17 protein-coding genes are annotated in these 24640 nt (G+C 61.1%); all 17 read left to right on the top strand.

Going from position 1 to position 24640, the window contains the following annotated elements:
- Positions 1 to 108 precede the first annotated feature (108 nt).
- The 17 genes from KX928_RS02570 to KX928_RS02490 all read left to right on the top strand — a co-directional run bounded on the left by KX928_RS02570 (position 109) and on the right by KX928_RS02490 (position 24461).
- Positions 109 to 681 (top strand): Pvc16 family protein, encoded by a 573-nt coding sequence (locus KX928_RS02570; RefSeq protein ID WP_219498504.1) that lies wholly within the window; start codon positions 109 to 111, stop codon positions 679 to 681.
- Positions 681 to 1421 carry a hypothetical protein gene (locus tag KX928_RS02565; RefSeq protein WP_219498500.1) on the top strand — a complete coding sequence of 247 codons (741 nt, stop codon included), beginning with the start codon at positions 681 to 683 and terminating at the stop codon, positions 1419 to 1421. The genes KX928_RS02570 and KX928_RS02565 overlap by 1 nt, the downstream gene beginning before the upstream one ends.
- 13 nt (positions 1422 to 1434) lie before the next feature.
- Positions 1435 to 3609, top strand: a complete 2175-nt coding sequence (locus tag KX928_RS02560; RefSeq protein WP_219498497.1) for a cadherin-like domain-containing protein — start codon at positions 1435 to 1437, stop codon at positions 3607 to 3609.
- 22 nt (positions 3610 to 3631) lie between these two features.
- Positions 3632 to 4090: a phage tail protein gene (locus KX928_RS02555; RefSeq protein ID WP_219498494.1), complete on the top strand. Its 459-nt coding sequence runs from the start codon at positions 3632 to 3634 to the stop codon at positions 4088 to 4090.
- A gap of 6 nt (positions 4091 to 4096) precedes the next feature.
- Positions 4097 to 4552, top strand: a complete 456-nt coding sequence (locus tag KX928_RS02550) for a phage tail protein (protein WP_219498492.1) — start codon at positions 4097 to 4099, stop codon at positions 4550 to 4552.
- Positions 4552 to 4725: a DUF5908 family protein gene (locus KX928_RS02545; protein WP_219498489.1), complete on the top strand. Its 174-nt coding sequence runs from the start codon at positions 4552 to 4554 to the stop codon at positions 4723 to 4725. The genes KX928_RS02550 and KX928_RS02545 overlap by 1 nt, the downstream gene beginning before the upstream one ends.
- 3 nt (positions 4726 to 4728) lie before the next feature.
- Positions 4729 to 5421 (top strand): LysM peptidoglycan-binding domain-containing protein, encoded by a 693-nt coding sequence (locus KX928_RS02540; protein WP_219498487.1) that lies wholly within the window; start codon positions 4729 to 4731, stop codon positions 5419 to 5421.
- Positions 5422 to 5430: 9 nt separating this feature from the next.
- Entirely contained in the window at positions 5431 to 7194 is a 1764-nt protein-coding gene (locus KX928_RS02535) for a phage baseplate assembly protein V (protein ID WP_219498483.1), read from the top strand.
- Between the two features lie 12 nt (positions 7195 to 7206).
- On the top strand, positions 7207 to 7497 hold the full coding sequence (locus tag KX928_RS02530; RefSeq protein ID WP_219498480.1) for a PAAR domain-containing protein: 291 nt from the start codon (positions 7207 to 7209) through the stop codon (positions 7495 to 7497).
- Position 7498: 1 nt separating this feature from the next.
- Positions 7499 to 7936, top strand: a complete 438-nt coding sequence (locus KX928_RS02525) for a GPW/gp25 family protein (RefSeq protein ID WP_219498477.1) — start codon at positions 7499 to 7501, stop codon at positions 7934 to 7936.
- On the top strand, positions 7933 to 8859 hold the full coding sequence (locus tag KX928_RS02520) for a hypothetical protein (RefSeq protein WP_219498474.1): 927 nt from the start codon (positions 7933 to 7935) through the stop codon (positions 8857 to 8859). Before KX928_RS02525 ends, KX928_RS02520 begins: the two co-directional genes overlap by 4 nt.
- A gap of 149 nt (positions 8860 to 9008) precedes the next feature.
- On the top strand, positions 9009 to 12950 hold the full coding sequence (locus KX928_RS24215) for a baseplate J/gp47 family protein (protein WP_219498471.1): 3942 nt from the start codon (positions 9009 to 9011) through the stop codon (positions 12948 to 12950).
- Positions 12947 to 13792, top strand: coding sequence for a hypothetical protein (locus KX928_RS02510; RefSeq protein ID WP_219498468.1), 846 nt, complete (start codon positions 12947 to 12949; stop codon positions 13790 to 13792). Before KX928_RS24215 ends, KX928_RS02510 begins: the two co-directional genes overlap by 4 nt.
- The gene (locus tag KX928_RS02505; protein WP_219498466.1) at positions 13789 to 15978 is read left to right on the top strand and encodes a hypothetical protein; all 2190 of its coding nucleotides are present in this window, start codon (positions 13789 to 13791) and stop codon (positions 15976 to 15978) included. The genes KX928_RS02510 and KX928_RS02505 overlap by 4 nt, the downstream gene beginning before the upstream one ends.
- The gene (locus KX928_RS02500) at positions 15975 to 19799 is read left to right on the top strand and encodes a contractile injection system tape measure protein (RefSeq protein WP_219498463.1); all 3825 of its coding nucleotides are present in this window, start codon (positions 15975 to 15977) and stop codon (positions 19797 to 19799) included. Before KX928_RS02505 ends, KX928_RS02500 begins: the two co-directional genes overlap by 4 nt.
- Positions 19792 to 21153 (top strand): ATP-binding protein, encoded by a 1362-nt coding sequence (locus tag KX928_RS02495; protein ID WP_219498460.1) that lies wholly within the window; start codon positions 19792 to 19794, stop codon positions 21151 to 21153. Before KX928_RS02500 ends, KX928_RS02495 begins: the two co-directional genes overlap by 8 nt.
- Entirely contained in the window at positions 21150 to 24461 is a 3312-nt protein-coding gene (locus KX928_RS02490) for a hypothetical protein (protein ID WP_219498458.1), read from the top strand. Before KX928_RS02495 ends, KX928_RS02490 begins: the two co-directional genes overlap by 4 nt.
- The last annotated feature ends 179 nt before the right edge of the window (positions 24462 to 24640 follow it).

Below are 24640 nucleotides of genomic sequence, written 5' to 3'. Positions count from 1 at the left end.
GGAAGCTTGCTTTTCTACAACTCCCGGTTACGGTGAGGCAAACCTATGGTTGAAGTAAACCATGTCGGTACCCGTTAATACAATCCGGTGGTGGGCTCTAAATACTCGATGATCGACCAGGCACTCCAACTTGTACGTGATCGATTGAACGATCACCTCAGGACACACTTTTCAGTGCCCGAAGATCTGGTCAGCCTGTCGCCCCTTGCCGACGCCGAGGGAAAGCTGGCGCAGCCGGCGCGCAACCGACTGGTGGTTTTCCTCACCAATATTGCTCACGATGCGGTGCCGCGGTCCCGTCGCGATGGCATTGTCGGGCAGCTGAACCAGGCACCGCCATTGCATATGGATGTCTATTTCATGGTGGCATCCGGCCATGACGCGGATTTGTACGGAGAAGGGCTGAAGCTGATTTCGGCCGCGTTGATGTTCTTTCAGTCGCGCCCCGTCTTCACGCCGCAGAACACACCAGAGATGCCACTTGGCCTGTCGCAGCTGACCGTCGAGGTCAGTAATCTCAAGGTCGACGAAATCGCGCAGGTCTGGGCCAATCTCGGCGGGCGCTACACGCCGTCGATCATGTTCAAGATGCGCTCGGTCCTGATTGATGCAGGCGCTGTTACCAGCGTGGTACCGCAGATCACGGCACCCTCCCAGCGTACCGAGCCGGAATCTGTTTGATGGGGTATTCCGAAATACTGCGCCTTACGCTGGCGCATGCCTATTTCGGAAACGATGTGCCGCCGCTGACCGTTGCCCCTGCCGATACGCGTGATTTCGACGTCGCGGGATGCCTTTTGCGTCAGAGGGGCGCTGTGACAATCGTCCTGGTCGATGACGCGATGGAAGAGCGACCTGCCGGGATCACCCTGACGCTGGGCGCGCGCACGCCGCAGGTGATCGAGGTTACCGAAGGGGCGGTATGGGGTGCGCCGATATCGCTGTCGGTGCCGCTGGACGTGGATACCGTGCGGCTGAGTGATGTCGATGCGCCGGAAACGCCGCAGGACACGCTTCGCCTTGAAGCTGTTCTCGCCACATTGCAGATTGCCGTGCCGCCGGAGGGCCAGCGGGAGGTCACGCTGTCGCTGACCGCGAAAGAATCCTTTTGGGCATACCATCTGACAGGCCAGACCAGCCTGGACGGACTGGAAGTCATTGACAGTGAAGGCGACGTGACTTTCGAGGATCTGGGCCTCGCAGACCTGCCCGACGGACGTCCGGTGCGGGTGATCCGCTCCACCCGGGCTGTTGCGGCGCGCGCGCGTCCCAGCCAACGGTTTGCCTTGCAGAAGGCAGGCCCGTTCGGCCCGGAAACTCTGATCGCCGTCCTGCCCGGCGCCGCCCCCCCGTTCAAACCCATTCAAGAAGCTGGCGCGCCGATGCGTCTGCAATCCGATATTTTCGTCACGCTTTGGTAAAGGAGAGCTGAAAATGGCTATGAAGACCCCCGGTGTATATGTCGTAGAAAAGAGTGCGTTTCCCAACTCTGTCGTTCAGGTGGCAACTGCGGTACCGGCCTTTATCGGCTATACCGAAACAGCGATGAACGGGAATGTCTCGCTGGCGGGCACACCGTGGCGGATCACGTCGATGTCGGAGTTTCACAGCTATTTTGGCGGCGCGCCGGAACCGGTTTTCGAAATCAAGCCCTTCGCCGAATTTGACGGCGTCTCGCCGCTTTCTGCAGATGGTGCGGACAAGAAACCCACGATGCCCCGGGCCGTTTTCACGACCGTCGGGCCACGCGGGGCGGAGAAATTCGAACTGGTCCAGAAGAACGCGGCCTTTGCGCTTTACGGGGCGATGCGGTTGTTCTTCCAGAACGGCGGCGGTGCCTGCTACGTCACCTCGATCGGGTCGTATGAAGACGAGATCGACGCCGACGCGATGCTGACCGCGATCACCCGGCTGAAGAAAGAGCCTGAGCCGACGATGGTGGTGATACCCGAGACCACGCGGCTGGTCCGCCAGAACGCGTTAAAGGTACAACAGGCCATGCTGAAGCATTGCGGCAACGACATGAAGAACCGCTTTGCCCTGCTGGATATGTCGGGCGGGTACCTGCCGCAGGCCGATCCGCTGGGAAACCCGGTGGCGACCTTCCGTAATGACATCGGGATCAACAACCTTGATTTTGGCGCGGCTTATTACCCGTGGCTCGACAGTTCGATCTACCAGTCGCGCGATTTCACCTTCGAGAATATCGACCCCGGCAGCCGCAAGACGCTGATCGGACTGATGCGCCGCTCGGTGGGTAAATCCGACGAGCTGCGTCAGGAGATCGAGCGGATTTCCGCGCCGACGGTGATGGGCGATTTCACCCTGTCGGTGCCGAAGGGTGGCACCATCCCGCTGACCACGACCGACATCACCGCCACCGATGACGAGAGCGACGCCGCCGGGCTGACCTATTCCGTGGAAGGCGACGAAGACGGCATGGCCGGTAAGCTGGTGAAAACCGGGACCACCGACGCGGTTGAAAGCTTCACCCAGGCGCAGCTGGAAGCGGGCGAGGTGAGCTTTATCCACGATGCCGCGAAAGGCAACGCGGGCCAGTTCGATCTGGTGGTCAGCGACGAGAACGAGATTGCCACCGATGCGCTGACCATTGCCGTCGAGGTCGTGGGCGGTCTGCTGGATGCGCCAGCCGTGGCCGCGGGCACCTCGGTGGTTGTCGATGTGCCCGCCGATCACCCCGATGGTGACAAGGCCAGCGTGAAACTGGTCGACGCCGATAGCGAAGGCGGCAAAGCAAAGGCCGTCGAAGGCGTGGGGTCGTGGAAAGTCGGCGCCGGTGGCAAGGTCACCTTTGCACCCGATCCTGCCTTCGTGGGGCCGGAAGCCTCGGTGAGCTACACCATCGAAGTGGGGGGCGTGGTGCAGCCAGCACAGCAGATCCGCATTCTGATGAATGACAGTCAGGACGGTGTTGAAGAGGGCAGCCCCTCAACGACCACCATTGACAAGACATTGCGCGCCGTCGTGCCGCTTTACACCGAAGTGATGAACGAGATCACCGGCTACATGAACTCGATGCCACCGTCCTCGGCGATGGCGGGAATCTACACGATGGTCGACAACAGCCGCGGTGTCTGGAAAGCGCCTGCGAATGTCTCACTGAACTCCGTAGTGGCGCCGATGGTGAACATCAGCCACGAGGAGCAGGAGAACCTCAACGTCTCCACCACCGGCAAGTCGATCAACGCGATCCGGCCTTTCGTGGGTGAGGGGACGCTGGTCTGGGGCGCGCGGACGCTCGACGGCAATTCGCTGGACTGGCGCTACATCAACGTGCGCCGCACCATGATCATGATCGAGGAATCGATCCGGCTCGCCTCCAAAGCCTATGTGTTCGAGCCCAACACCGCGCAGACCTGGGTCACGATCAAGTCGATGATTGAGAACTTCCTGACCTCGATCTGGAAGCAGGGGGGGCTGGCAGGCGCCGTGCCGACAGATGCATTTTCCGTACATGTCGGTCTGGGCGAGACCATGACGCCGGTGGATATTCTGGAAGGCATCTTGCGGATTACCGTGCTGGTCGCCGTGACGCGGCCTGCGGAATTCATCGAGATCACCTTCCAGCAGCAAATGCAGAAATCATAAGTTTTAGAGAGGATATTTAAACATGGCAGACGACGGTTCCGCACAAACGCAGGCGATCTGGCCGCTCCCGAAGTTTCATTTCCAGGTGAAATGGGACGACACCGAGCTCGCGTTTCAGGAGGTCTCGGGCCTCGACATCGAAACCCAGCCCATCGAATACCGGGCGGGCAACAACCCGGTGTTTTCGACGATCAAGATGCCGGGCATGCTGAAGACAGGCAATATCACCATGAAGAAAGGGGTGTTCGCCAAGGACAACGCCATCTGGGACTGGTTCGCCGAGATCAAGATGAACACCATTACCCGCAAGGCACTGACGATTTCGCTGCTGGACGAAGGTCAGAACCCCACGATGGTCTGGAAAGTGCAGAACGCCTTCCCGGTCAAGGTGACGGGCACCGACCTGAAAGCCGAAGGCAACGAGGTTGCGGTCGAAAGCATCGAGATCGCGCATGAGGGTTTTGTCATCGAGAACGCATAACCCCGCATGAGCGACTTTGATCTGCCTGTCGCCTTCCATTTCTCGGTGAGTTTCACCGGGTCCGGGCCTTCCATCTCCGACGCCGCCTTTCAGGAGGTGTCGGGGCTGGAATCCTCGATCGAGGTGGAGCCCCTGGTGGAGGGCGGCGAGAACCGATTTGTGCATCAGCTGCCCAAGCCCGCAAAACGCAACAGCATCGTGCTGAAACGTGGGCTGACCGCCTCGTCAAGTGGCCTGGTCAAATGGTGCAAGAACACGCTGGAGGGGGATTTTGCCAAGAAGATAGAACCCAAGAACCTCGTGATTTCGCTGTTGGATGAAGAGGGCGACCCGGTCGCCACATGGTCGATTGGCAATGCCTATCCGATCAAGTGGTCCGTCGGCGGGTTCGACGCAATGAAAAACGAGCTGGCCATCGAGACCATCGAACTGGCGGCCACAACACTCAAGAGGGACAAATAATGGCGATTGAAATCGGATCGCTGGTGGTGAAAGGGCATTTTGGCCCCAGCCCGCGACATCCGCAGGAAACACGTGCCGAGACGGCGCGGCAGTTGGCAGAGATGCGGCGCGACATTCTGGAAGATGTGCGCGAGATGATCGCAGATGCAACGCAACGGTCCCAGGACCGGTAAACCATGGCCAAGCTGAAAATCATCCGCTGCAAGATCCAGAATGGCCAGATCAAGGAACAGAAGGGCGCTGCAAACACCTTCGAAGCGACGATCAACCCGCAGGATTATTCCCATACCTTCGGTTTGAAGTATTCGGGCACCGGCGAAGGCAGCAGTGCTGGTGGGGCGCTGGGCAAATCCGCGCCGGTGGCGAAGTTTGCCAGTTCAGAGCCTGAAAAGCTGAATTTCAGCATCGTGCTCGATGGCACGGGCGTGGTGGCGGATGCAGCGAATGTCACCGTGGCGCAGCAGGTCGATAAACTGCGATCGATTGCCTATGATTACGATGGGGATGAGCACGAACCAACGCCGGTGAAAATCCTGTGGGGCAAGGGTCTGAAAGCATTCTATGGCCGTCTGACGTCGCTCAGTGTCGATTACAATCTGTTCCATCCCGATGGCTCCGCACTCAGGGCGAAGATCAAGCTGGATTTCGTCGAGGCAAAGACCGATGCAGAAGAAGCCCGCGAGGCCAAACGCAAGTCACCCGACATGACCCACGTGATCCGGGTTCAACAGGGCGACACCCTGCCGCTTTTGTGCCAGCGGGTCTACAAGGACGTCACCAAGTACCTCGAAATCGCCCGGATCAATGAGCTGGACAGTTTTCGTGATCTGCAACCCAACACGCTTTTGCGGTTTCCACCGATGCGATGAGGGGACCAGATGGCAGATAGTTCAACAAAGGGCGCGGACGGGCCGATCTCAGTCACCGTAAAGGTGGCTGGTTCGGCGATTTCGGATGAGTACCAGATCTACCGGGTGCAGGTAGATGCCGGGGTTGGACGCATACCCGAGGCACAGCTCGTGTTAATGACCGGTTCTGTCGCGGAAAACGAATTTCCGGCCTCCGACGGCACCGATTTCGAGATCGGCAAGGAGATATCCTTTGCGGCCGCCTACGGCAGCGGCAGTGACCAGGAGCTGTTCACAGGCGTGATCGTCTCCGTCCGCCTGCGGGTGTCGCGTGGCGCGCCAAGGCTGGAGGTGAACTGCATCGACAAGGCCGCCAAGCTGACCCATACCCGGAAATCTGCGCAGTATCTGTCCAAGAAGGACAGCGACGTGATGAGCCAGATTATTTCGGATGCCGGGCTGACGGCGGATGTGACGGCCACAACCGACACCGCGCGTGACATCGTGCGCGTAGGCTGCACCGACTGGGGTTACCTGCGCAGTATCGCAGACCGTTCGGGCCACGTATTGACCATCAGCGATGGCACGGTGACGTCGGCACCTCCCGATACCAGTGGCTCCGCTGTACTGACCATTACGCTGGGCGTCGATATGATCAGCTTTGACGCCCGTGTCGATGCGCAGACATCGCTGGGCGGGGCGGAAGCCCGGGCCTGGGATTCGACCGCTCAGGAACCGGTGTCGGAAACCGGTACGACACCGGCCATGGGAAGCTGGGGCACCTATAAACCCGGCGATCTTGCCGAGGTTCTGGGTGATCGCGAACATATGCTGGCGACTGCGCGGGAAATTCCATCGGCAGACCTGAAGATCGTGGCCGACGCCCGCACGATGCGCACCGGGCTTGCGACGATTCAGGGCTCCTGCGTGTTTCAGGGTTCCGGCAAGGCGGTGCCGGGGGTGGTGATCGAAATCTCAGGCATGGGCGATCGCTTCGGAGGCAACGCGTATATTGGTGGCGTGAGGCAGTTGATTGAAGACGGAACCTGGACGACAGAAGCGCTTTTGGGCCTGCCGGACAACTGGAACGTCGATTCGGATTTCTTTGCTGGCGAAAGTGCCGCGGGTCTGGCCGCGCCGATCCACGGGTTACAGGTCGGCAAGGTCGTTAAGCTTGATGAGGACCCCGACAGCAAGATGCGGATCAAGGTCAGCCTGCCCATGGTTGCCGATCCAGCACCCGAAGTATGGGCACGCTATGCCCAGCCCTATGCATCCAGCGAGGCAGGCATCCAGTTCATGCCGGAAATCGACGATGAGGTTCTTGTGGCTTTCCTGAACGCGGACCCCGATGCGCCGGTTGTCGTCGGGTCGCTGCATAACGCCACCGCGCCACAGGCCGCCACGGCAACCGCTGACAATTTCATCAAGGGGATCGTGACCCGCGAGGCCATGAAGCTGCAGTTCGATGAGGAGAAGAAGATCATCACGCTGGAAACGCCGGGCGGACACAAGATGACACTGGATGATGATGCCAAGACAGTGACCCTCGAAGACCTGACCGGCAACAAGCTGGAGCTGGCGGAAAGCGGGATCACCATGAGCAGTCCCGGCGATATTTCCCTGACGGCCGATGGTGCGGTGAACATCACCGCCACCGGGGATGCGAGCGTCAGCGGCATGAATGTCAATGCCGAAGCGCAGACCGGTCTGACCGTCAAGGGATCGGCGACCGCTGAAATCAGCTCGGGCGGTCAGACAACCGTCAAGGGCTCCATGGTGATGATCAACTGAGAGGAGACCGGGATGCCGCCAGCTGCCAGACTGACCGATATGCAGACCTGTCCTATGGTGACAGGCATTGTGCCACATGTCGGCGGGCCGATCATCGGCCCGGGGGAGGCCACCGTTCTGATCGGCAGCCTGCCGGCGGCGGTGGTGGGTGACAATTGCACCTGTGTCGGACCGCCCGCGACCATCGCCAAGGGTTCGGCAACGGTAATGATCGGCGGCAAGCCGGCGGCTCGTATGGGCGACACGACTGCCCATGGCGGCAGTATTGTCGTGGGCCTGCCAACCGTGATGATCGGAGGATAAGGTGGCGGATGCGGACCCTTCCTTTCTTGGACGCGGCTGGGCATTCCCGCCGTCCTTTGACGAGGTCACCGGGCAGGCCAGGCTGGTGCAGGCCGAGGATGACATTGCCGAAAGCCTGCGCATTCTGATGGAAACAAGACCGGGTGAGCGGGTGATGCACCCGACCTACGGATGCCGCCTGCACGATCTGGTGTTCGAACCGATGGACAGCGAAACCGAGGCCGAAATCGAAACAGCGATTTCGCGCGCCATCCTGTTCTTTGAGCCTCGGATCAAACTGGGTGCTGTCACGGTGGATGTGAAAGACGCGCTGGAAGGTCGCCTGAACATTACGCTCAACTACACCGTGGTAGAGACGAATGAACGGCACAACATGGTCTTTCCCTTCTACATCACCGAAGGCACGCTGATCTCCCAGACACCGGTGCCCGAAGCGTGAACCAGGCAGGTGCATATCTGCTGGTGCCGCTTTTGTCGGGCGCGTTGGTTGCCTGTGGCGCGGTGGAGGCGGTGCAGACCAGCAAGACCTTCGAGCTGTTGGGGCTGGCGCCGGACGAGCCCTGCGTGGTGACCAAACGCGAGGGGCGCCGACTGGCAGGTTCGTATCTGCGGCAGGTGTCCGCGTCGGAGGGCAGTGACGTGTTTTTCGTGACCGGTAAGACGTCGCGCAAGGGGCTGCCGCGCAACCTCAATTTCAACGACCAGACGCTGCGTCGTATCCGGCCGACCGAAGATGGCCCGCTGGAAGGGTCGCGCAGATCCGTGGCAAAACCGATCGAAGGCCTTGGGATCAAGGGCGAGTTGCCCGCCGCCTACACCATGTCCTACCGCGCGGAGCGGATCGATTACGAAGGGCCGGTCGTTGTCGGCCCCAGCCCCACCAGCTTTGAAATCCCGACAAGCGGGCGCATCGTGTATTCCGGAGACGTTCAGCTGACCCTTGCCACATCCCCCGGCGACGGGGCGACGTCTTTCAAGTCAACCAAGGCAAAGTTCACCGCGATCATTGGGTATGGATCGCAGCAGGCAAGTCTCAGGATCGATACCTCGGCGGCTGATTTTCCATTTGATGGTGTTCAGTGGACGCGGCTTGGAATTTGCGGCACGCGGGTCACCAGCTCCGGTCAGGGGCAGGTGTTGTTTGTCCAGCCAGACGGCAGTCGGCAGGTGCCTTTCCAAAGCAGCCGCGCGGTCACGCCGATTCGCGCTTTACTAGAATCATCGCAATTCGCACGCACGGACCGGCCGGGCCCACCTGATAGTTTCGGGGGGACTTTCATCGTTGCTGGCGATACCGGGACGCTGACCGGCGTGTTTATTGCGACACAACCTGAAATAGAGGGGACACCGGAACCATTATAGACCGCCACGCAGGGGTTTGCCTTGCGTTCATTCGGGGGCCGGATATTGTTACCGGGTCTCAAATTGTTCTCAAATAGTTGCGATTGTTAGTGTTTTTGTGGCCCGGGGTGGCCGCGTTTTGAAGCTTGCCAGAGGTGTGGATAGCTGCCGTGCATCGGAAATGGGACGATATCCTTGTAACGCCGGGATCGCTTTGCAGCGATCGCCTTCCGGCTGCGCTTGCGCGCCCGCGCAAGGATTTGCGCCCGGAATCGCTTGCCGAAGCCATCTGCAAGGCCGGGCAGGTTCTGCACGTCAAAGCTGCAGAGCGTTCCCGGCGCAAAACACACCAGAGCCCGTGGGCGCAGCTTTTCGCGGCGGAGCCTGCCTTTGTCTATGCTGAGCTGATCTCTTTCAATGTGCGTCGCGCCGCTTTTGAATTCGAGCGCGCGATCGAGACCGATCCGGCGGCGGCGTCCGGGCTGATTTCCCGCTTGTCGCGCCAGCTGAAAGGCTGGATCGAAAGACTGCCTGATCATCAGCCCTCGCAGTTTTCCAAGCAGGTTCAGCAACTCAATGCGGAGGCCGATCTGCAAGTACGCCTGGAAAAGCTTGCGCGTACCGGACCCGCCGGAATGATGCGGGTCGTGCAGAGCATCACGCCCGTGATCAGCCGGTCACGCGCCGATGCGCTGCAACAGGCGCGTGCACTCGTGACGGCCTACCGTTCGACCCATGCACTGTTGCGCAACGCCGTGGAAACCCTGCGTCCGCATGCCATAGTGGCCTTTGAGCAACGCATCGCGTCTGGTGATATGGAACCGGCGCTTGGGTTGCTGATCGCAGAATTGTGCACCGCCTTGTCGGTGGATGGTGTGATCAATGGTGTCACGGACCGATTTGTTCGGTTCTACTATCAGGATATCATCGGACAACATCCCGCACTTGCCTCGCCGGAGCGGGTGCTGCTGCATCTGGACTCTGGACGGCAGTCCTTGTTCCTGCCCGAGGGCACGAGGCTGTCTGCGCGCAAGGACGATAACACGGTCCAGAATTTCGCCACAGAGGCACCCGTCCACGTCAGTTCGTCGCGGCTGCAGTCAGTGGCGACATTGTCATACGAGACCGACCCGCAGATATCATTCAACGCGGAACTGGGCGGCATCACCGGATTGCAGGTGACACGTTGGACGCCCGGCATTGACCCTCCCTTGAACCAGACAGCGCAAAAAGGGGCTGAGCCCGGACTGTTTTCCATGGGTGTGCCGATGGCCGCGCGAATGGGTCTTGATATTGCGTCGCCGATGCTGGCGCTGGCGCAAGGCACGCGGCGCATTACCGTGTCACTGGTCTTGCAGCGGGCGGCAGGGCTGGCGGCGCTGCCTGCGCCTGTTGACAAAACCGGCCCGCGGTATTCCGAGGCGGCGGCACCGGAAACGGAACTGATGGTGGCGTTGCAGTCCGATCCGGCGTTGGTGCAGGTGTTTCGCCCCGGCAAGCTGGAGGATGGCGCGCGAGCCATTGCCAAGCAGGTGGAGCGGTCAGCGATGGAACGTGGTCAGACCCCCTCCCTGACCGGCGTGTATGAATACCTTGCGACCGAGATTAAAAACGCAGCGCAGTTGCGGCTGCTGCTGGGGCGGATCATCACCCTGTGCCTGATCGAGCGTATTCCATTCCCCACCGGTCCTTTCCGCAGCATTCTCAAGAACAAGATCGACACCTACGAGACGGAAATGTCCGCGCTGGCGCGTACCAAGGTCGAAACGCCCGATGCACCGGGATCAATGATCCTGGAGATCTTTGGGTCTGGTGAGGATGACACGGTTAACCTAACACCGGAGGACATGTTCCAGAAACTGCTTGGCGATGCGTTTGATATCTCGCTCAGCACTGCTGATGGCCCCATCTCGGCCTCGGTGACGCAGATCCTGCCCTCCGCCAAATCCGGTCAGGCGGGTGTGACCATCGCGCTGGCGCTGGCACCGGGAATGCCCGCGATTGCAGCGCAGGGTTCAGACGGATCGCCGACTCTGTCGCTGCGCAACGCCGCGAACCCCCGTATCTGCCCGATCTCTTTTTTCGAGCGTTACACGCTGAAATCCGTTGAGTTCGAGGTCCACGTCAGCGGCATGCGCAAGCTGCACGCCTGGTCGGACGATGGCCCGGTTGTGACCGATCAGACCTTCTTTCCCTTTGGCGCGCGCCCGCAGGACGGCGCGACCTTTCTCGTCGCCAACCCCGAATTGGCGCGCAAGCCCGTCACGCATGTCGAGGTTGATTTGACATGGGCAGAGTTGCCGGACCGGCTGGGTGGCTTCGCGGCGCATTATGCAAACTACGCCGGCAAGCCCGACGTTCCCGACCCGCTGCTGACAGTCGATTATCTCAGCGGTGATGGCTGGAAGCCCGTCAATGACGATCCTTTGCCTTTGTTTGACACGCTGCCGGTGACCGGTGAACTGACCCCGGCGCGGGTTTTTGGCGGGCGTATCAAGGGTCATTCCGTGCGGGCCACGGGCCGCCTGACGCCGGAGATGTTCGGGTCACGGCAAAACCTCAGGGCAGGGGCGGTGCGTCTGAGCCTTTCCGGCACAGCGGGAGGCTTTCATGCCGACCAATATCCGCTTGCGCTGGTCGAAGCGATGCGGCCGCGTTTGATGTCTTTCAAGGAGCGCAAGATACCACCCGCCCCCTTTGTGCCCAAGATCGACGATTTTGCGATCTCCTACACGGCGCGTTCCACGATCGAGGTGAATGCGCCGGATGCCGCCAATCCGGGCGAGACAATCGTGCAGTTCAATCCCTTTGGTCAGGTCGAGGTCTTTCCCAACAGGATGCTGCGCGAAATCGGGCTGTTTCCCTCCCGCCTCGGGTTCGGGCATCTTTTTATTCAGCTGGCGGGCGATCGGCCGACCGGCCCGGTGCCTTTGTTGTTCGATATGGCGGAAAGCGGTCATTTGCGGCTGGTGCCGCGGCCCAATCCGGTCAAGTGGTACTATCTTGCGGCGCATGGGTGGATGGAGTTGCCGGACACGGCCATCTCTTCGGATTCAACGGCGGGGCTGATGCGTTCAGGCCTTGTGATGGTTGACCTGCCGGAGGATGCGCTCAACCATTCGCCGGAAATGCCCAACGGCGGCGTATGGATCGCCGCCGTCGCGACAGAGGCCGAACTGCACGGATTCCCGGTGCTGTCAGATCTGAAAACCAACGGTGTCTGGGCGCAGTGCACGGACGGATCTTATCACGATATGATGCGCGACCGGGTCTGGACCTTCGCGCCGGCGCAACCGGGCATCGCGGCCATCACCGAGGTGCCAACCCCGGCGGATGTGCGCCCGCCGGAGCAACGTGATGCCTATGTCGCGCGGGTTGGCGAGCGGCTGCGCCACCGGAAACGCGCGATCACACCGTGGGACATCGAGCGCTTGGTGCTGGATGCCTTCCCCGAGGTCTGGATGGCAAAATGCCTGCCCGGCCTGCAGCGCATATCTCCCGATCCGGCACCGGGAAAGGCCACGCTGGTTGTCGTGCGTCAGCCGCCGCCGGAGCCGTCGGTACAGATGTTTGATGTCAGCACGCTGCAGCGTATCCGCGACTACATTGATGCGAATGCGCCGGTTTTCGCGGATCTCGAGGTCGTCAATCCGACCTTCGACCGGCTGCATGTGCGCGCCAAACTGGCATTTGATCCATATCGCGATGACGGGGCGATGGCGCAGCGCCTGCAGCGCGATCTGCGCAATTACCTGTCGGTATGGACGGCGTCTGATACGCTGGGGCGGTTTGGCTGGTCGCTGAACCTCAAGATGCTGAACGCCCATATAAATGACCTCGAATATGTTCGGGGCGTGACCGATTTTTCGGTGCTGCATCTCGCGGCGGACGATGAGGGAGCCCACGTGCTTCTCGATTCCGCGCAGGATGACTGGCGTGGCACAATTGGGTCGGTCATTCGCGGCTCACGTCCGTGGAGCCTTCCCCTGTCAGCTGCCGAACACGCGCTGACCGTCGTCGAGGCAACCCAAAAAGAAAAACCGATCCAAAGCGGGATCAGCCGACTGTCTGTCGGCGGCACGTTGATTGTCGGTCAGAGGATATCGTCGTGACAAAACAAGATCGCACCACTCTGAAATCCTTCTTCCGTGACGGGGCTTTGCCGACCGCCAAGGAATATCGCGACCTGATCGACAGCAGCGTCAATCAGGTGGAGGACGGGTTTGCCAAGACCCCCGGCGACGGGCTGCAGCTGAATTCAGTGGGAACCTCCCTGCGCGTGATGAGCCTGTACAAGGGGTTGGGGGCACCCAGCCCGTCTTGGGTGATAGAACACGGCAAGGCCGAAGGCGCGTTGCATTTGCGCCCCGAGCAAGGTCTCGTGCCGCAGGGCAGCCCCGCCGGGCAGGGCGAGCAGCCGCAAGCGCGCGGTCTGTGCCTCACACCGGACGGCCGCGCCGGGATCAATACCGATGCACCCCGCTGGCGTCTGGACGTGGATGGCGTGGCAAAAATGGATGGCCGCATCGGCGTCAGCAGCCCGGATATCCCGCATGTGCCCGCCGATGGCAAATGGCATGACATCACGTCTGATATCACCGGTTGCCAGGCTTTCGAGGTGATGGCCGGTGTCGGCGGCACACCGCGCACCGGACGGTATTCCATGTTGCATGCCGTTGCCATGAACGCCTTCCACCCGCGCAACCCCATCCTGAACTGGTTGTTCAAACGCCGCAGTATCAAGGCGCAGACGGCTGTCTACGGCAGCTATGCGGATCGGTTGAAACTGCGTTGGGTTGCCGGTGAAGGGCGCCATTTCTTCAAGCTGCAAATTCGGTCAAACGCGCGTTTTGGCAAGAATACGGTGATCCGGTATTCGCTGACACGTTTGTGGTTTGACGCGACCATGGGCGGTTCGCGTGGTGAAGACGACCGGGATGAGGGGCTGTTATGAGCACACCTGCTGCCACCGATTTCGAAAGCTTGCGGGCGCAGGCAGTGCGTTATGCTCAGGACGCCTCCGGCAATATCTGGACGGACTTCAACCTGCATGATCCCGGCGTGACCCTGTTGGAGCAGACCTGTTTTGCCCTCAGCGAAATCGGCTATCAGGCGGCGCATCCCATCCGCGATCTTCTGACCGCAGACGATGGTAAGCTGCACTACCCGGATCTGGCGCTTTACGATCCGCGACTGGTGCTGCCCGGAGATCCTGTCACTGATCTGGACCTTACGTCCTTCCTGTCCGATCTGCCGGGGGTGTCACGTGCCTGGGCGATGCCCGGGTTTGAAACCGGTCTTTATAACGCCGTGGTCATTCCCGCAGAACAGGATGATCTTGACGAAGAGGCGCTGCATGACGAGGTGGCCGCCGCTTTCGCCGCTATCCGGCCGCTTGCCACCGATCTGGACCAGATCACCATTGCCCGCCAGCGCGACACGGTGCTCAGTTGCAAGCTGCACATCACACCTACCGCCAACCCGGAACGGGTCGCCGCCCGGTTTTACTACTATGTCGCGGCGATCCTGCGGGGTCGGACCTTCCAGACGGACGACAGCCATGCCGCAACCCGCGACGACGTCTACCAGACGCCAGAACTTTTCTACCATCCGCCCGCGGAAACGACGCAGACACTGCCCGACATCGACGCACATCTCGCGCGTTTGCGGATGATCCCCGGCATCGTCGATATTGGTGCCCTGTCATTTCGTGAACTGCCTCTGCCAGAGGCGGAAACGTCCCTGAAGCATAGTTTTCCGGCGCTGGTGCTCCCCCACGCCGCCGACGAAATCGAGCTGGAACTCTGGATCGGAGACAATCGCCTGTCGCTGGACCACAACCGGATCCACGAGGAATATATCCGTGTCGCGGCGGAAAACATCGCCCGCGCTCACCATCATCTGGCAGACGCCGACTGGTCGGTGCTGAAAGACGGCAGACGCCGCAGTTTCCGCCGCGCCCATGTCGATGACATGCTACCGGCGATTTACCGGATTTACGGCGCCAATGCCCCGCAGGAGACCGCCGTGCGGGGCACTCAACCACCGATCCCGCGGCAAGATACGCATTTTTCGCAATACAGGTCGGCCATAAACACGCATCTGCAAACCATGAGCGATGCACTTGCCGCGATACCGCAGCTCTTTAACGCGGCACGGGATCTGGGTACTGGTGACGCCGCCCTGCACGAGCAGCGCATCGGTATACTCGACCTGCTGCTCGCCTTACACGGCGAGGCCATGCCGGTGATCCGTCACACGGGGTTGCATTTTTACCGCGGCGTAGCGGCGCGTCAGGATTTCGAGCTGTTCTGGCGTCTGCAGTATCTGCGCGCGCTGCCGGTGCTGAATGCTGCGCGCGGTACCGGGCCCAACGGTTCGCAGCCCGGCGGGTTCATGGCGCGCTTGGGGCTTTTGGCAGATATTTCAGTGGAAACCCAAACCCCCGTCAGTGACAGGATGACGACATTGGGATGGCGCTTGCAGGAAGACATCTCCGAGATAGCCCCAGGATTTCCGCGGCGCGATCTGCTGCTGCCGGTCAATCCTTTCGAGATGATGGTGCCACGCGACGAAAGAGCGATGCCTCTGGACGATGCCGCTTTTGATAATGCGACGCCATGGATGCAGGAGGGCGTCATGACGCCCGCATTGTTCCGGCGCGCAGCGGATCCGGACGCTTTCGCGATGACACCGGTCAGCGGCGGGCGCTGGCAGATCGTCTTTGACAGCGGACATAAAGACGCGCTTTTCGCAGTCAAGACAGCTGCTGACAAAGCCGAGGCGAGCGACTTTGTGAACCGGTTACGGGCGTCTTGGCGGGCGCTGCACCTCGATGCCGAAGTGGCCTACCTCGTCGAAGACGTTATGGTGCGCGGGTCTGATGGTCAGTTTGCGGCAAATCACGGCACCTTGGTTCTGACCGGGTGGACCGCGCGCACCTCTCTGGAAAGCTACCGCAAGTATGTTGCTGAACTGGTTCAGCAGCTTGCACCGGCGCATATCGTGATCACATTGTGCTGGCTGAACCAGTCGGACCTGGCGACGTTTGAAACGCTGCGCGCTCAGGCGCTTCGCTCCGACCCCGGGGCAACTGCGGCACTCAAAACCTTTCTGCGCGACACCGGAGCAGCAGGATGAGTGCGCAGGCCGCCCGATACGAAGATGCGCGCGCGTCCGACCGCCATGTCATAGGCGAACTTGTCGTGGATTTTGCAATTTCCGGTACCGAGGGTCCTCTGGGGACGCCGGAGACGCTTGCTCAGCAGGTCAAATCTCAACTGCTGCCGGTGGTGCCGGACGTGCTGGAGGACAGCAGCCGTGCAGGTCTTACCGCGCAAATCGAGATGCTTGAAATCGACCTTGGGCACTGGCCGGAAGACCCGAGTTGGCCGGATGTAAGGGCCACATTTCGCGACCGGCTGTCAGCGGCACTCGCACCCTATCTGCGGCAAATGCCACTGCCCCCGGGTCAGTGCCGGTCAGCGCCTGAGGAACCGCAGCTCGTCACCCGGGGCGGCAAGACAGTCGCCCAGACCCCGGTGCAAACATCCTTAGACGGCGCGGAAAGGGCCGCTCCCGGTACCGGGCAAGCGGATCAGGGGTCCGACATTCGTCAGACGCGGTTCGTGCTTTTCAGGCGGCTGCTCGCGGAACACGAAGAGGACACGTTATCGGTGTTGCGGGCCGCTTATGATGCGGCTCCGGCGGTGTTCGATACCGCCATTCAGGCCTTGCCGGATGCCGCGCATCGCCGTCACCTGGCCGCAATGGTTGCAGATGGGTCGGGCCACCCGACCCCTCCACCCGGCGTTGGGAAGCTTGCCAGCGCGCTGGCAAGGATTTTCGTCGCGGCCGGGCATGACCCCGCGATGGCCATCCGCCATGCGCACACGCTCACGGCACGCATGCTGTTGCATCCGCTGAGTACCACTCCGCACCTGTGGGAGCGGGACGGCGGTACCGCCCAATCGGCCACCGCTGCGCATGAGGAGGCTGCACCGCCTCGGACGCGGCAGACCGGGTATAGCGACCGTGACAGCGACACGCAGACCACCACGCTGTCAGACCCCGGTGCGGCGTCGCCCCGCGGCAGCGTGGACCCGGGCACAACCACACGCGGCACCCCGCCGCGCCAAGCTGTCAGCGATATCCTCAGCCTGAGTGCAGAGGAAATTCGGCGTAAGTGGACGACCTCGCGCCAGCAGGTGGCGGCAGCGCTTGCCACCTTGCACCCTAGGGCTCTGCTGACGGTGTCGCAATCGCTTGCGCCGGGGGCTGAGGCGGGCTTCCTGCATTCCATCGAAAAGCTGGGTGAAAACGCGCCCAATCCACAGGCTGCGTTGCTTTTCGTGGTACATGCGCAGTTGGACAATGCCCCGGTGGATATCGGTTTGGCACGTGCGGCGGGCGCTGCATCAGGTGAGCCTGCGCCCTTGGTATCGGCCCCGGCGGAGGGCGTCAGCGACGCAATGCCAGACGCGGGTGACGACACGCCCACCCCGGTTTCGGGAACAGGGGCCGGGACTCCGCAAAACCTTGCGCCTGCCCGGGTCGCGGCTCACCGTAGTTGGACAGACGTCCTGACTATGCTGGCCCCCGCGATTGCCCCGGCGCACCCGGCGATACAGCCGGAACGCGCCGATGCAGCAGATCAGGCGGGCCACGGCGCGGTTCAAGCGCGGACCGATACGGCTGATCCCGCGCCGACGGTTCGGGTGGAAAAGCAGCAAGGCAAGGATCTTGACCCAGGTGTTCAACTGCCCGAGTTCCGACCAAAAAAACACGCAACCCCGGACATCCCCGATCTCAACACCAATAAGGGCGCGCGTTTCGCCGATGGTCAGTCCTTGCCCGAACACCAAGCATCCCGCCGGACCGGGCAGGGCGATGACCTGACAGGCCCGGAGGCTGATGCGGTCGACAGCATGAAGGAAGTCGCGCGTTCCGACACAGTATCGTCAATGCGGTCCAACCCTGCCACAGATCAACCGCACTCGTCAGAGCCGGACACGGGATTCATTGAGCCGTCAGACGCGGATGTCGTCAGCGCACCTGAAATCCCGGGTGCTACGACCGGGCCTGAACATGGTTCGCCAGCGTCTAAGCGGGCAGATCGCCCTGAGCTGCATGGCGACGATGTCGGGGAGGACCCCGGCAAACACGCCACTGCCACTCCGGCGGTGCAGTTCTCCCATTCCAAAGGTCATTCAAGCGATCAACCGTCGCGCGGCTCCCATCACGCGGCGCACCATGGGCAGCCCACAACGCAAAAAGATGGCGCGCCTGCCGCTCCGAAATCCGGTGCAGACCCGCGCACGGAAGCTTTTGCGCCCGACGCCAAGGAAGCCGCCACTGGTAAGTCGGCAGACCCGTCTGACGCGGAACTGCCCGGGGCAGCGCACCTGGACGTTCAGAAAGCCTCGGACCGGGCGATAGTGGGCCGCGCGCAACATCCCCGCAGTGCTGCATCGGGCCAGACGCGCGCCTCGGGAAATGCAGTTTCTGACGCGGACCGGGCCGCAAGCGGTACGGTATCAAAGGCCGGTCCAACGTCCGGTGATGCGGTTTCGGATCAGGACCGCGCAGTGCAAGCAGTGCCGCACCGCGCGCCTCCGTCGTCTGAAAGTCTTTCACCGGATCATGATGCAGCGGCTAAGCGTGACACGGCGTTCACGCCGTTGGAGCCGCGCGACCCGCCAGAGGTGGGACCGCCGAGCTTTTTTGCCTCGATTAGAGACAGAACAGAAGGAAGTGACCGCACGCGCATCGCCGCCCGTCGGGAGCATCCAGAACCTGACCCGGCGCAGGGAGAGGGTAACGAGACCCGGTTTCACTCCGTCAGGGCAGGCGGTGGCAATGCGGTGTCAGACGGTAGGCAGAACCCGAAAACAACCGCGCCGGAGCAGGCATCCGCATCAAGGGGGCGCGCTGCGGCTGAAACGTCGCCCGCACCGGACCCACATCAACACCGGTCAGCGGCATCGGCAGGGGCAGTTGTTGATGCACTGGTTGAAGCGGCATTTGGTGCGTCATCCGTCGATTTCCGGAATGCTTTAAGCACGATCTGGCAGGCCCTACCCCGCGATTTTCAGGGGCCGTTCACCGCAGCGGCGCCCGATGCTGAAACCGGTGTCACATTACCGGCCGCAAAGGATGCTGACAGCGGCCTGACGCCCGAAGACAGGATATTGCTGGAATTGCTCGCGCGCAGTGGGGCGGCTGACTTGGATCTCGACCGCTTCGTCGCGGCTGCCCTGCAGGTTATCGTGCCACAAGCGGAAGATCAGCAGCAGCTTTTACGCCTGCTTATTGCCCGCATGAGCTATGCGGACGGCACTACCCCTCCGGCATTGCGATACCGCCTTGCCCATAGTCTGCAACGGGTCTTTGATGCAGAGCCGCATGCGCAGCGGCAGGATGCGGCGGCCCCGGCAACCACCTCTTCGCAGCTTCTGCTCACCCGGCATGCCGGACTCGTCTTATTCCATCCCTACTATAAGTTGCTGTTTTCACGCATGGAATTGCTGACGCCGGATAATGAGTTCCGCCCCGGTCAACTGCCCCGTGCCGCTGCGGCACTGGCCGCCTTGGCGGGCGACGTTGGTGCGGAGCGGCAGATTGATCCGCTGGAACGGGTCTTGCTGGGCGTGCCTGACGACGGTGCCATGCCGAAACCGGTCGGGCTGACACCAGAGGAGGCAGCGCTGATCGACGGATTGATCCGCTCCGTCATATCGCAATGGGCAAAGCTGGGCCAGACGTCGCCCGCTGGTCTGCAGGAGGCATTTATTCGGCGCGCCGGACATCTCCAGTTTGACGACGCAGGCGCACATCTTCGTGTGGATCCAGGCCCGTTTGACATGCTGCTGGACGGATTGCCATGGACATTGGGCCCGACCATTGCCTTGCCCTGGATGACCGTGCCCTGTCACGTACACTGGAGAGATCAGGATGGGTGAAACCGGGAAACTCATTAATCTGCACGATGGCTCTTCACCGCATGCCCATGCCATTCAGTCGGAGTTAACGTGGCTGGCACGTGTGATCGACGCACGCCTGTCGCATTTCTTTGATGCCCCGGACACGCCTTTCGTTATGCCATCTCCGCCCCAGCTGCTATCGGGCTCGGCGCTGGCACATCTTGTCGGCGACAATGAACTGAGCGACGGAGAGCGGCTTGTCATTGCCCTCGCCATCGCGCCACATGTGAACTCTGCCATCCTCGATCCATTTTTCGTCAAGAACGCGGCAATCGACAGGGCGTTTTCTCAGTTCGGTGGTCAGCATTCGGGTGCCGGAGGCTTCCAGCCAACCACAGAAACCGCCCTGTTTCTCTTGGCTGGTGCTGATACCGCCGCGCGGATCGCCGCGATGGCGATATTTGAAGCGGACCGGCCTCTGCGCCGTCGCGCCGGAATCACGCTGGGGACCGTCGGACCCGAGACGAAGGCGTTTGGAAACCTGTTGGACATTTCGGTTCATCGGCTGATCGCATTGTGCGAAGGCACGCCGCCCCGCCCCGACTTTTCGCCAAGTTTTCCCGCGCAGCGACTGCAAACCAGTCTCGACTGGTCAGATCTCGTCCTGCCCCGCGATCTGCACTATTCGCTCGGCCACATTATCGCGTGGCTGGAAAATCGCGACAGGATTCTGTCCGACTGGGGGCTGCACAAGCAATTCGGCAAGGGCTTCAAAGCGCTTTTCTACGGCCCTCCCGGCACCGGGAAAACCCTGACCGCCTCCTTGCTGGGCAAAAGGACCGGGATGGATGTCTACCGGGTCGATCTGTCGATGGTCGTGTCAAAATATATCGGCGAGACGGAAAAGAACCTCGGCCTCGTATTCGACATGGCGGCGGAACGGGAATGGATTTTGTTCTTCGACGAAGCCGATGCCCTCTTTGGCGCGCGCAGTGCCACCACCTCTTCGAACGACCGATATGCCAATCAGGAAGTTGCCTATCTGTTGCAGCGTATCGAGGACTGCGAGAGCCTCGTGATCCTCGCGACTAATTTGCGCAGTAACATCGACGATGCGTTCTTTCGACGGTTCCAGATGTCGGTCGGTTTCGTCAAACCGGATGCTTCCCAGCGAGAGCAGATCTGGAACAACGTACTGGCCGACGTACCGCTGGCCGATGATGTTGATGTCCGGCATATGGCAAGCGAGTTCGCCCTCGTCGGGGGGGCCATATCCAATGTCGCGCGCACCGCGGCCATTACCGCCTTGCGCCGCGACAGCGACACCGTCACTGCCGAAGATTTCAAACATGCCATCACCATTGAGATGCGCAAAGAAGGACGCACATCATGAAGGTCTTGAGCCGCTTTCTGACCAGATTTTGGCTGCTTGTCATTGTTGGTGCCGGGGTGCCTGCCGGAGCCATGGCAAGTTGCGCGGATTTCACCAATCTCGGTGACGCGGCAGTGGCTGACTATGACATTTCCACAGTGCAGGCAGGCTTGCGTGCAGCGCTCGAAGACAGCAATGCGCGGCTGAGCGATGGCCGCCTTGGCAGCGTGACGCGCGCGGCACTTGGCAAACTGTGCGCAAAGGTTCCGCGGCAGGGGGTCGGACCGGATGTCCCGCAAACGCTTGATCTGGCGACAGATTACGGCACGCTTTCAGGTCTGGTCGCGGAATGGCGCAGTATCGTGCTGGCACCCGGCATGATCGCGCGCTTGTCGCAATCGAATGGCGAGACGCGCATGGCTTTGCGGCTGGCGGCCGGTCCGCAGATGGCCGCCGCCGCCTTGACGGGAACCGCATCGGTCGCCGATTGCAGCGCGCTTGGCGATGCCGGGTCAATCAGCCCGGCGGCGCAGACGGCGCTTGATCTGCTGTCGGGTCCACAGCTCGGATACGCGCTGGCCGACATCTGTGCAGCACTCCCGATTACAGGCACCGGCGAGGATTTCCTGTCGGCGATGCGCCGGCTGGGGCAGATGGATCTTGCGATGGCGGGCGCGACGGACACATTGATGTCGGATGCTTTCGGTGTCTGGCTTACGCAATCGCCAGGTGACAGGCTGCCGCGTCTTCTGGGTTCAGTGCCCGCGGTTCTGGCCCTGCTTCAGGACTACGAAGATGGTAAGGCGACCGCGCCCATCGTCATCGATACTCCGGAACCGGCGCCGCTGCCGGCCTCCTGCAGCGCCAGGACGGTCGACAGCGCGACCCACTATTTCGCATTTTCGCAGGATAATCTGGATGCTCTGACGGAAAACGTCGATGTGCAGGCTGCTTTTGAAGCGGTCAAGGAGATGCAGTTTACGACCGCACAGCAATTGTGGGCAGCGCTGCAAGCCAATCTTCAGGGTGTGTTGGATCAGTGCACGCTCGACCAGATAAAGGAATTGGTTGTTGGCCCCGAGTTTCTGCCCCGCGCCTTCCTGATTGACGAGGAAGCAACCAAATCCCTCAGCTTCATTGAAGACCTTCAGGATGTCATGCCGGTGGTGGAGCCGTTTATCGGGCGCGTTGCACCGGATGAAGAGACATTGGTATCGGGTCTGAAGGCCGCCGTCACACAACAGGTTACACTGGAGATCAACGATCAGGTCGAGGTGGCGGCAACCACGCTGGCCGCCGCTGCGGAACCCGTCCCTCCCGTGCTGGACACGCGGCCGGAGGGCGTTCCCGACTATGAACTGCCGGAGTTGCCCGCCACCATCGGTGTGACGGATGCAACCGATCTGGCCATCGCGAGCACGGTTCTCAACGAAGCATTCCGCGAAGCGCTGGCCGACAGTAACTACCTGCCGGCGACCCAGCCAGAAATCCTCAAAGGGGATGTCCGACGCATTTTGCGCCCGGTTGCGCAGAAGCAGATTGATGCGGAAGTGGATGCCAAGATGGCGCTGATCGCGCCGGTCGTCATGTCCACGTGGTCTCTCACCGCGACCCTGAAGGCGCGTATCCTCAGCTTGCCCGATGTCAGCGGGGTTGTGGACGATCCGACGAACCAGGACCTGGAAACGCGGCTGAGGTCGCTTGTTGGTGTCGAATATCCCAACGCGCGATTGTTCCGGTCCGCGCTCAATGCCGTGCCGCGCGTTGACGGCAGCGATGCAACGGCGCCGCCGCTATCGGACCAGTTGGTGGCTACCGCACTGTCGCTGGCCGAGCGCGATGTTGCGGATAAATTCAAGGACCGGGCGTTCGGCCCGCTGGCAGCCCCCGATTGTGGCTGTGTCCCGAAGCGGCCGGAAACGGCGGAAGTCTATGGCTTTTATCCGTTCTGGTTCGCGCCGGTGAAAGACGCTCCGCCGCCGGCGGAAGGCGAGGATGCGCCACCCGAACCAACCCTGCAGCTTGTTGATTTCGGACTGGTCAGCCGGCTGGCATTTTATGGCATGGAACTGACCTATGCCAATCCTGACGGGGACGAGACGACGCGGAACTTGTCGTTGATACACGCTGATCGGTGGATCGAGGCGCGCCGCAGTTTCGTCAACTCCGCGCACCGGCACCGTGCCAAGGTCGATGTGGCCTTCGATCTGCGGGACTGGTCAAACTGGACCGCCAGCGAGATCAACACCGCCGCAACCGAGATCACGAGGCAGTTGCAGGCCTTTGAACGGGTGCCCACGCAGACGCTGGCCGACGTTCAGGCGGCGATCCCCACGCTTTTTGATCAGACATATCCCGATGGTGTCACGCTGGTATTCGAAGACTATGCGGGCAAAACGATGACCGATCTCAATGCGCAGAACCTGATTGATATCGTGCGCGCTGTTCATGCGAAATTGCCGCAACCGGAAAATCAGCATGTCAATATTGCGCTCGATTTCTCCCTCATCGACATTCCCGGCCAACAACCGGTGCTAAGCAACCTCAGCGATCTGCTGCTGACCGGCCGGTCGCTGGCGCAGAAACGCGCGGACGGACAGGAAGAAGGGCAGTTTTCGCGTCGTGAACAGCAGGAAACCAAGGTCGTGAACAAGATCCTTATCTTCCTTGAGCGCCCGACAACGGAGACCAAAAAGCGGTTGCGGGCGCGGATGGACCGGAGCGATTTTCGCGGCAAGGAGCGTTCGGAAATTCTGCGCAGCATCATACCCGTTGTGCCACCCAGCGGGCATGAGTTCGTCTTTCAACGACAACAGGAGGGCGACGTTACCGACGAGGAGGCGCTCAAATACTCGCAGTTCGTGGATGATGCGATCTATTTCGAGGACAATTTTTCCGGCATCGGATTCTGGCCTGTGCCGCGCTTGACCGATCCGGATATATCGACAATCAAAGCGACAATTGCACTGGATTGGAACCAGCACAATCTGCCCAAGGAACTGAACGTTATTCGCGCGCCTCTGGTTCAGGTATGTACATGGGCCTGCCCTAACAGAGCCTATATCACTCTTGCCGCAGCTGCCCTTTTTGCCTTCGTAGTGATCCTGACAATCCGGTCATTTTACAGCGGCGCGATCAACCAGCTTGCATTTCGACTGGGTGTGGTCTGGATCGGTATGGGGGCGGTGATCCTGATGCTCTTTGTGTTGGATATCTGCGATCATCAGGCATTCTGGCCAAGGATATTGATGATCTGGCTGATTGCCATTCTGGGGTTGATCATCGGTTACAACTTTGTGCAGCGGGTCAAGAACGGGCCCAAGCCTTAGCAGCGCTGCTAAGGCGACAACGTGAAGTCCGTTGCGCGAAAGTCCGGATGTCTCGGACGCCACCCGGTTGCACTGCTCAGTTTGTGCGATGCCATCTGCTGGTCCAGCATGGGCCCTTCAGCCCAGATACCGTACTCACGCCTCACTTGGGCGGCGTCGCGTTCCACACACGGTAGCGG

This window comes from Roseobacter insulae, assembly GCF_019375555.1.
GTDB lineage: Bacteria > Pseudomonadota > Alphaproteobacteria > Rhodobacterales > Rhodobacteraceae > Roseobacter > Roseobacter insulae.
The sequence above is the reverse complement of the archived record's forward strand: the minus strand, read 5'-3'. Positions and strand labels throughout refer to the sequence as shown.

Excerpts from the sequence above, each read along its gene's own strand:
- KX928_RS02490 (WP_219498458.1), top strand. The coding sequence starts at position 21,150 with ATGAAGGTCTTGAGCCGCTTTCTGACCAGATTTTGGCTGCTTGTCATT.
- KX928_RS02530 (WP_219498480.1), top strand. The coding sequence starts at position 7,207 with ATGCCGCCAGCTGCCAGACTGACCGATATGCAGACCTGTCCTATGGTG.
- KX928_RS02550 (WP_219498492.1), top strand. The coding sequence starts at position 4,097 with ATGAGCGACTTTGATCTGCCTGTCGCCTTCCATTTCTCGGTGAGTTTC.
- KX928_RS02540 (WP_219498487.1), top strand. The coding sequence starts at position 4,729 with ATGGCCAAGCTGAAAATCATCCGCTGCAAGATCCAGAATGGCCAGATC.
- KX928_RS02570 (WP_219498504.1), top strand. The coding sequence starts at position 109 with ATGATCGACCAGGCACTCCAACTTGTACGTGATCGATTGAACGATCAC.
- KX928_RS02565 (WP_219498500.1), top strand. The coding sequence starts at position 681 with ATGGGGTATTCCGAAATACTGCGCCTTACGCTGGCGCATGCCTATTTC.
- KX928_RS02500 (WP_219498463.1), top strand. The coding sequence starts at position 15,975 with ATGAGTGCGCAGGCCGCCCGATACGAAGATGCGCGCGCGTCCGACCGC.
- KX928_RS02495 (WP_219498460.1), top strand. The coding sequence starts at position 19,792 with ATGGGTGAAACCGGGAAACTCATTAATCTGCACGATGGCTCTTCACCG.
- KX928_RS02555 (WP_219498494.1), top strand. The coding sequence starts at position 3,632 with ATGGCAGACGACGGTTCCGCACAAACGCAGGCGATCTGGCCGCTCCCG.
- KX928_RS02545 (WP_219498489.1), top strand. The coding sequence starts at position 4,552 with ATGGCGATTGAAATCGGATCGCTGGTGGTGAAAGGGCATTTTGGCCCC.
- KX928_RS02560 (WP_219498497.1), top strand. The coding sequence starts at position 1,435 with ATGGCTATGAAGACCCCCGGTGTATATGTCGTAGAAAAGAGTGCGTTT.
- KX928_RS02535 (WP_219498483.1), top strand. The coding sequence starts at position 5,431 with ATGGCAGATAGTTCAACAAAGGGCGCGGACGGGCCGATCTCAGTCACC.
- KX928_RS02505 (WP_219498466.1), top strand. The coding sequence starts at position 13,789 with ATGAGCACACCTGCTGCCACCGATTTCGAAAGCTTGCGGGCGCAGGCA.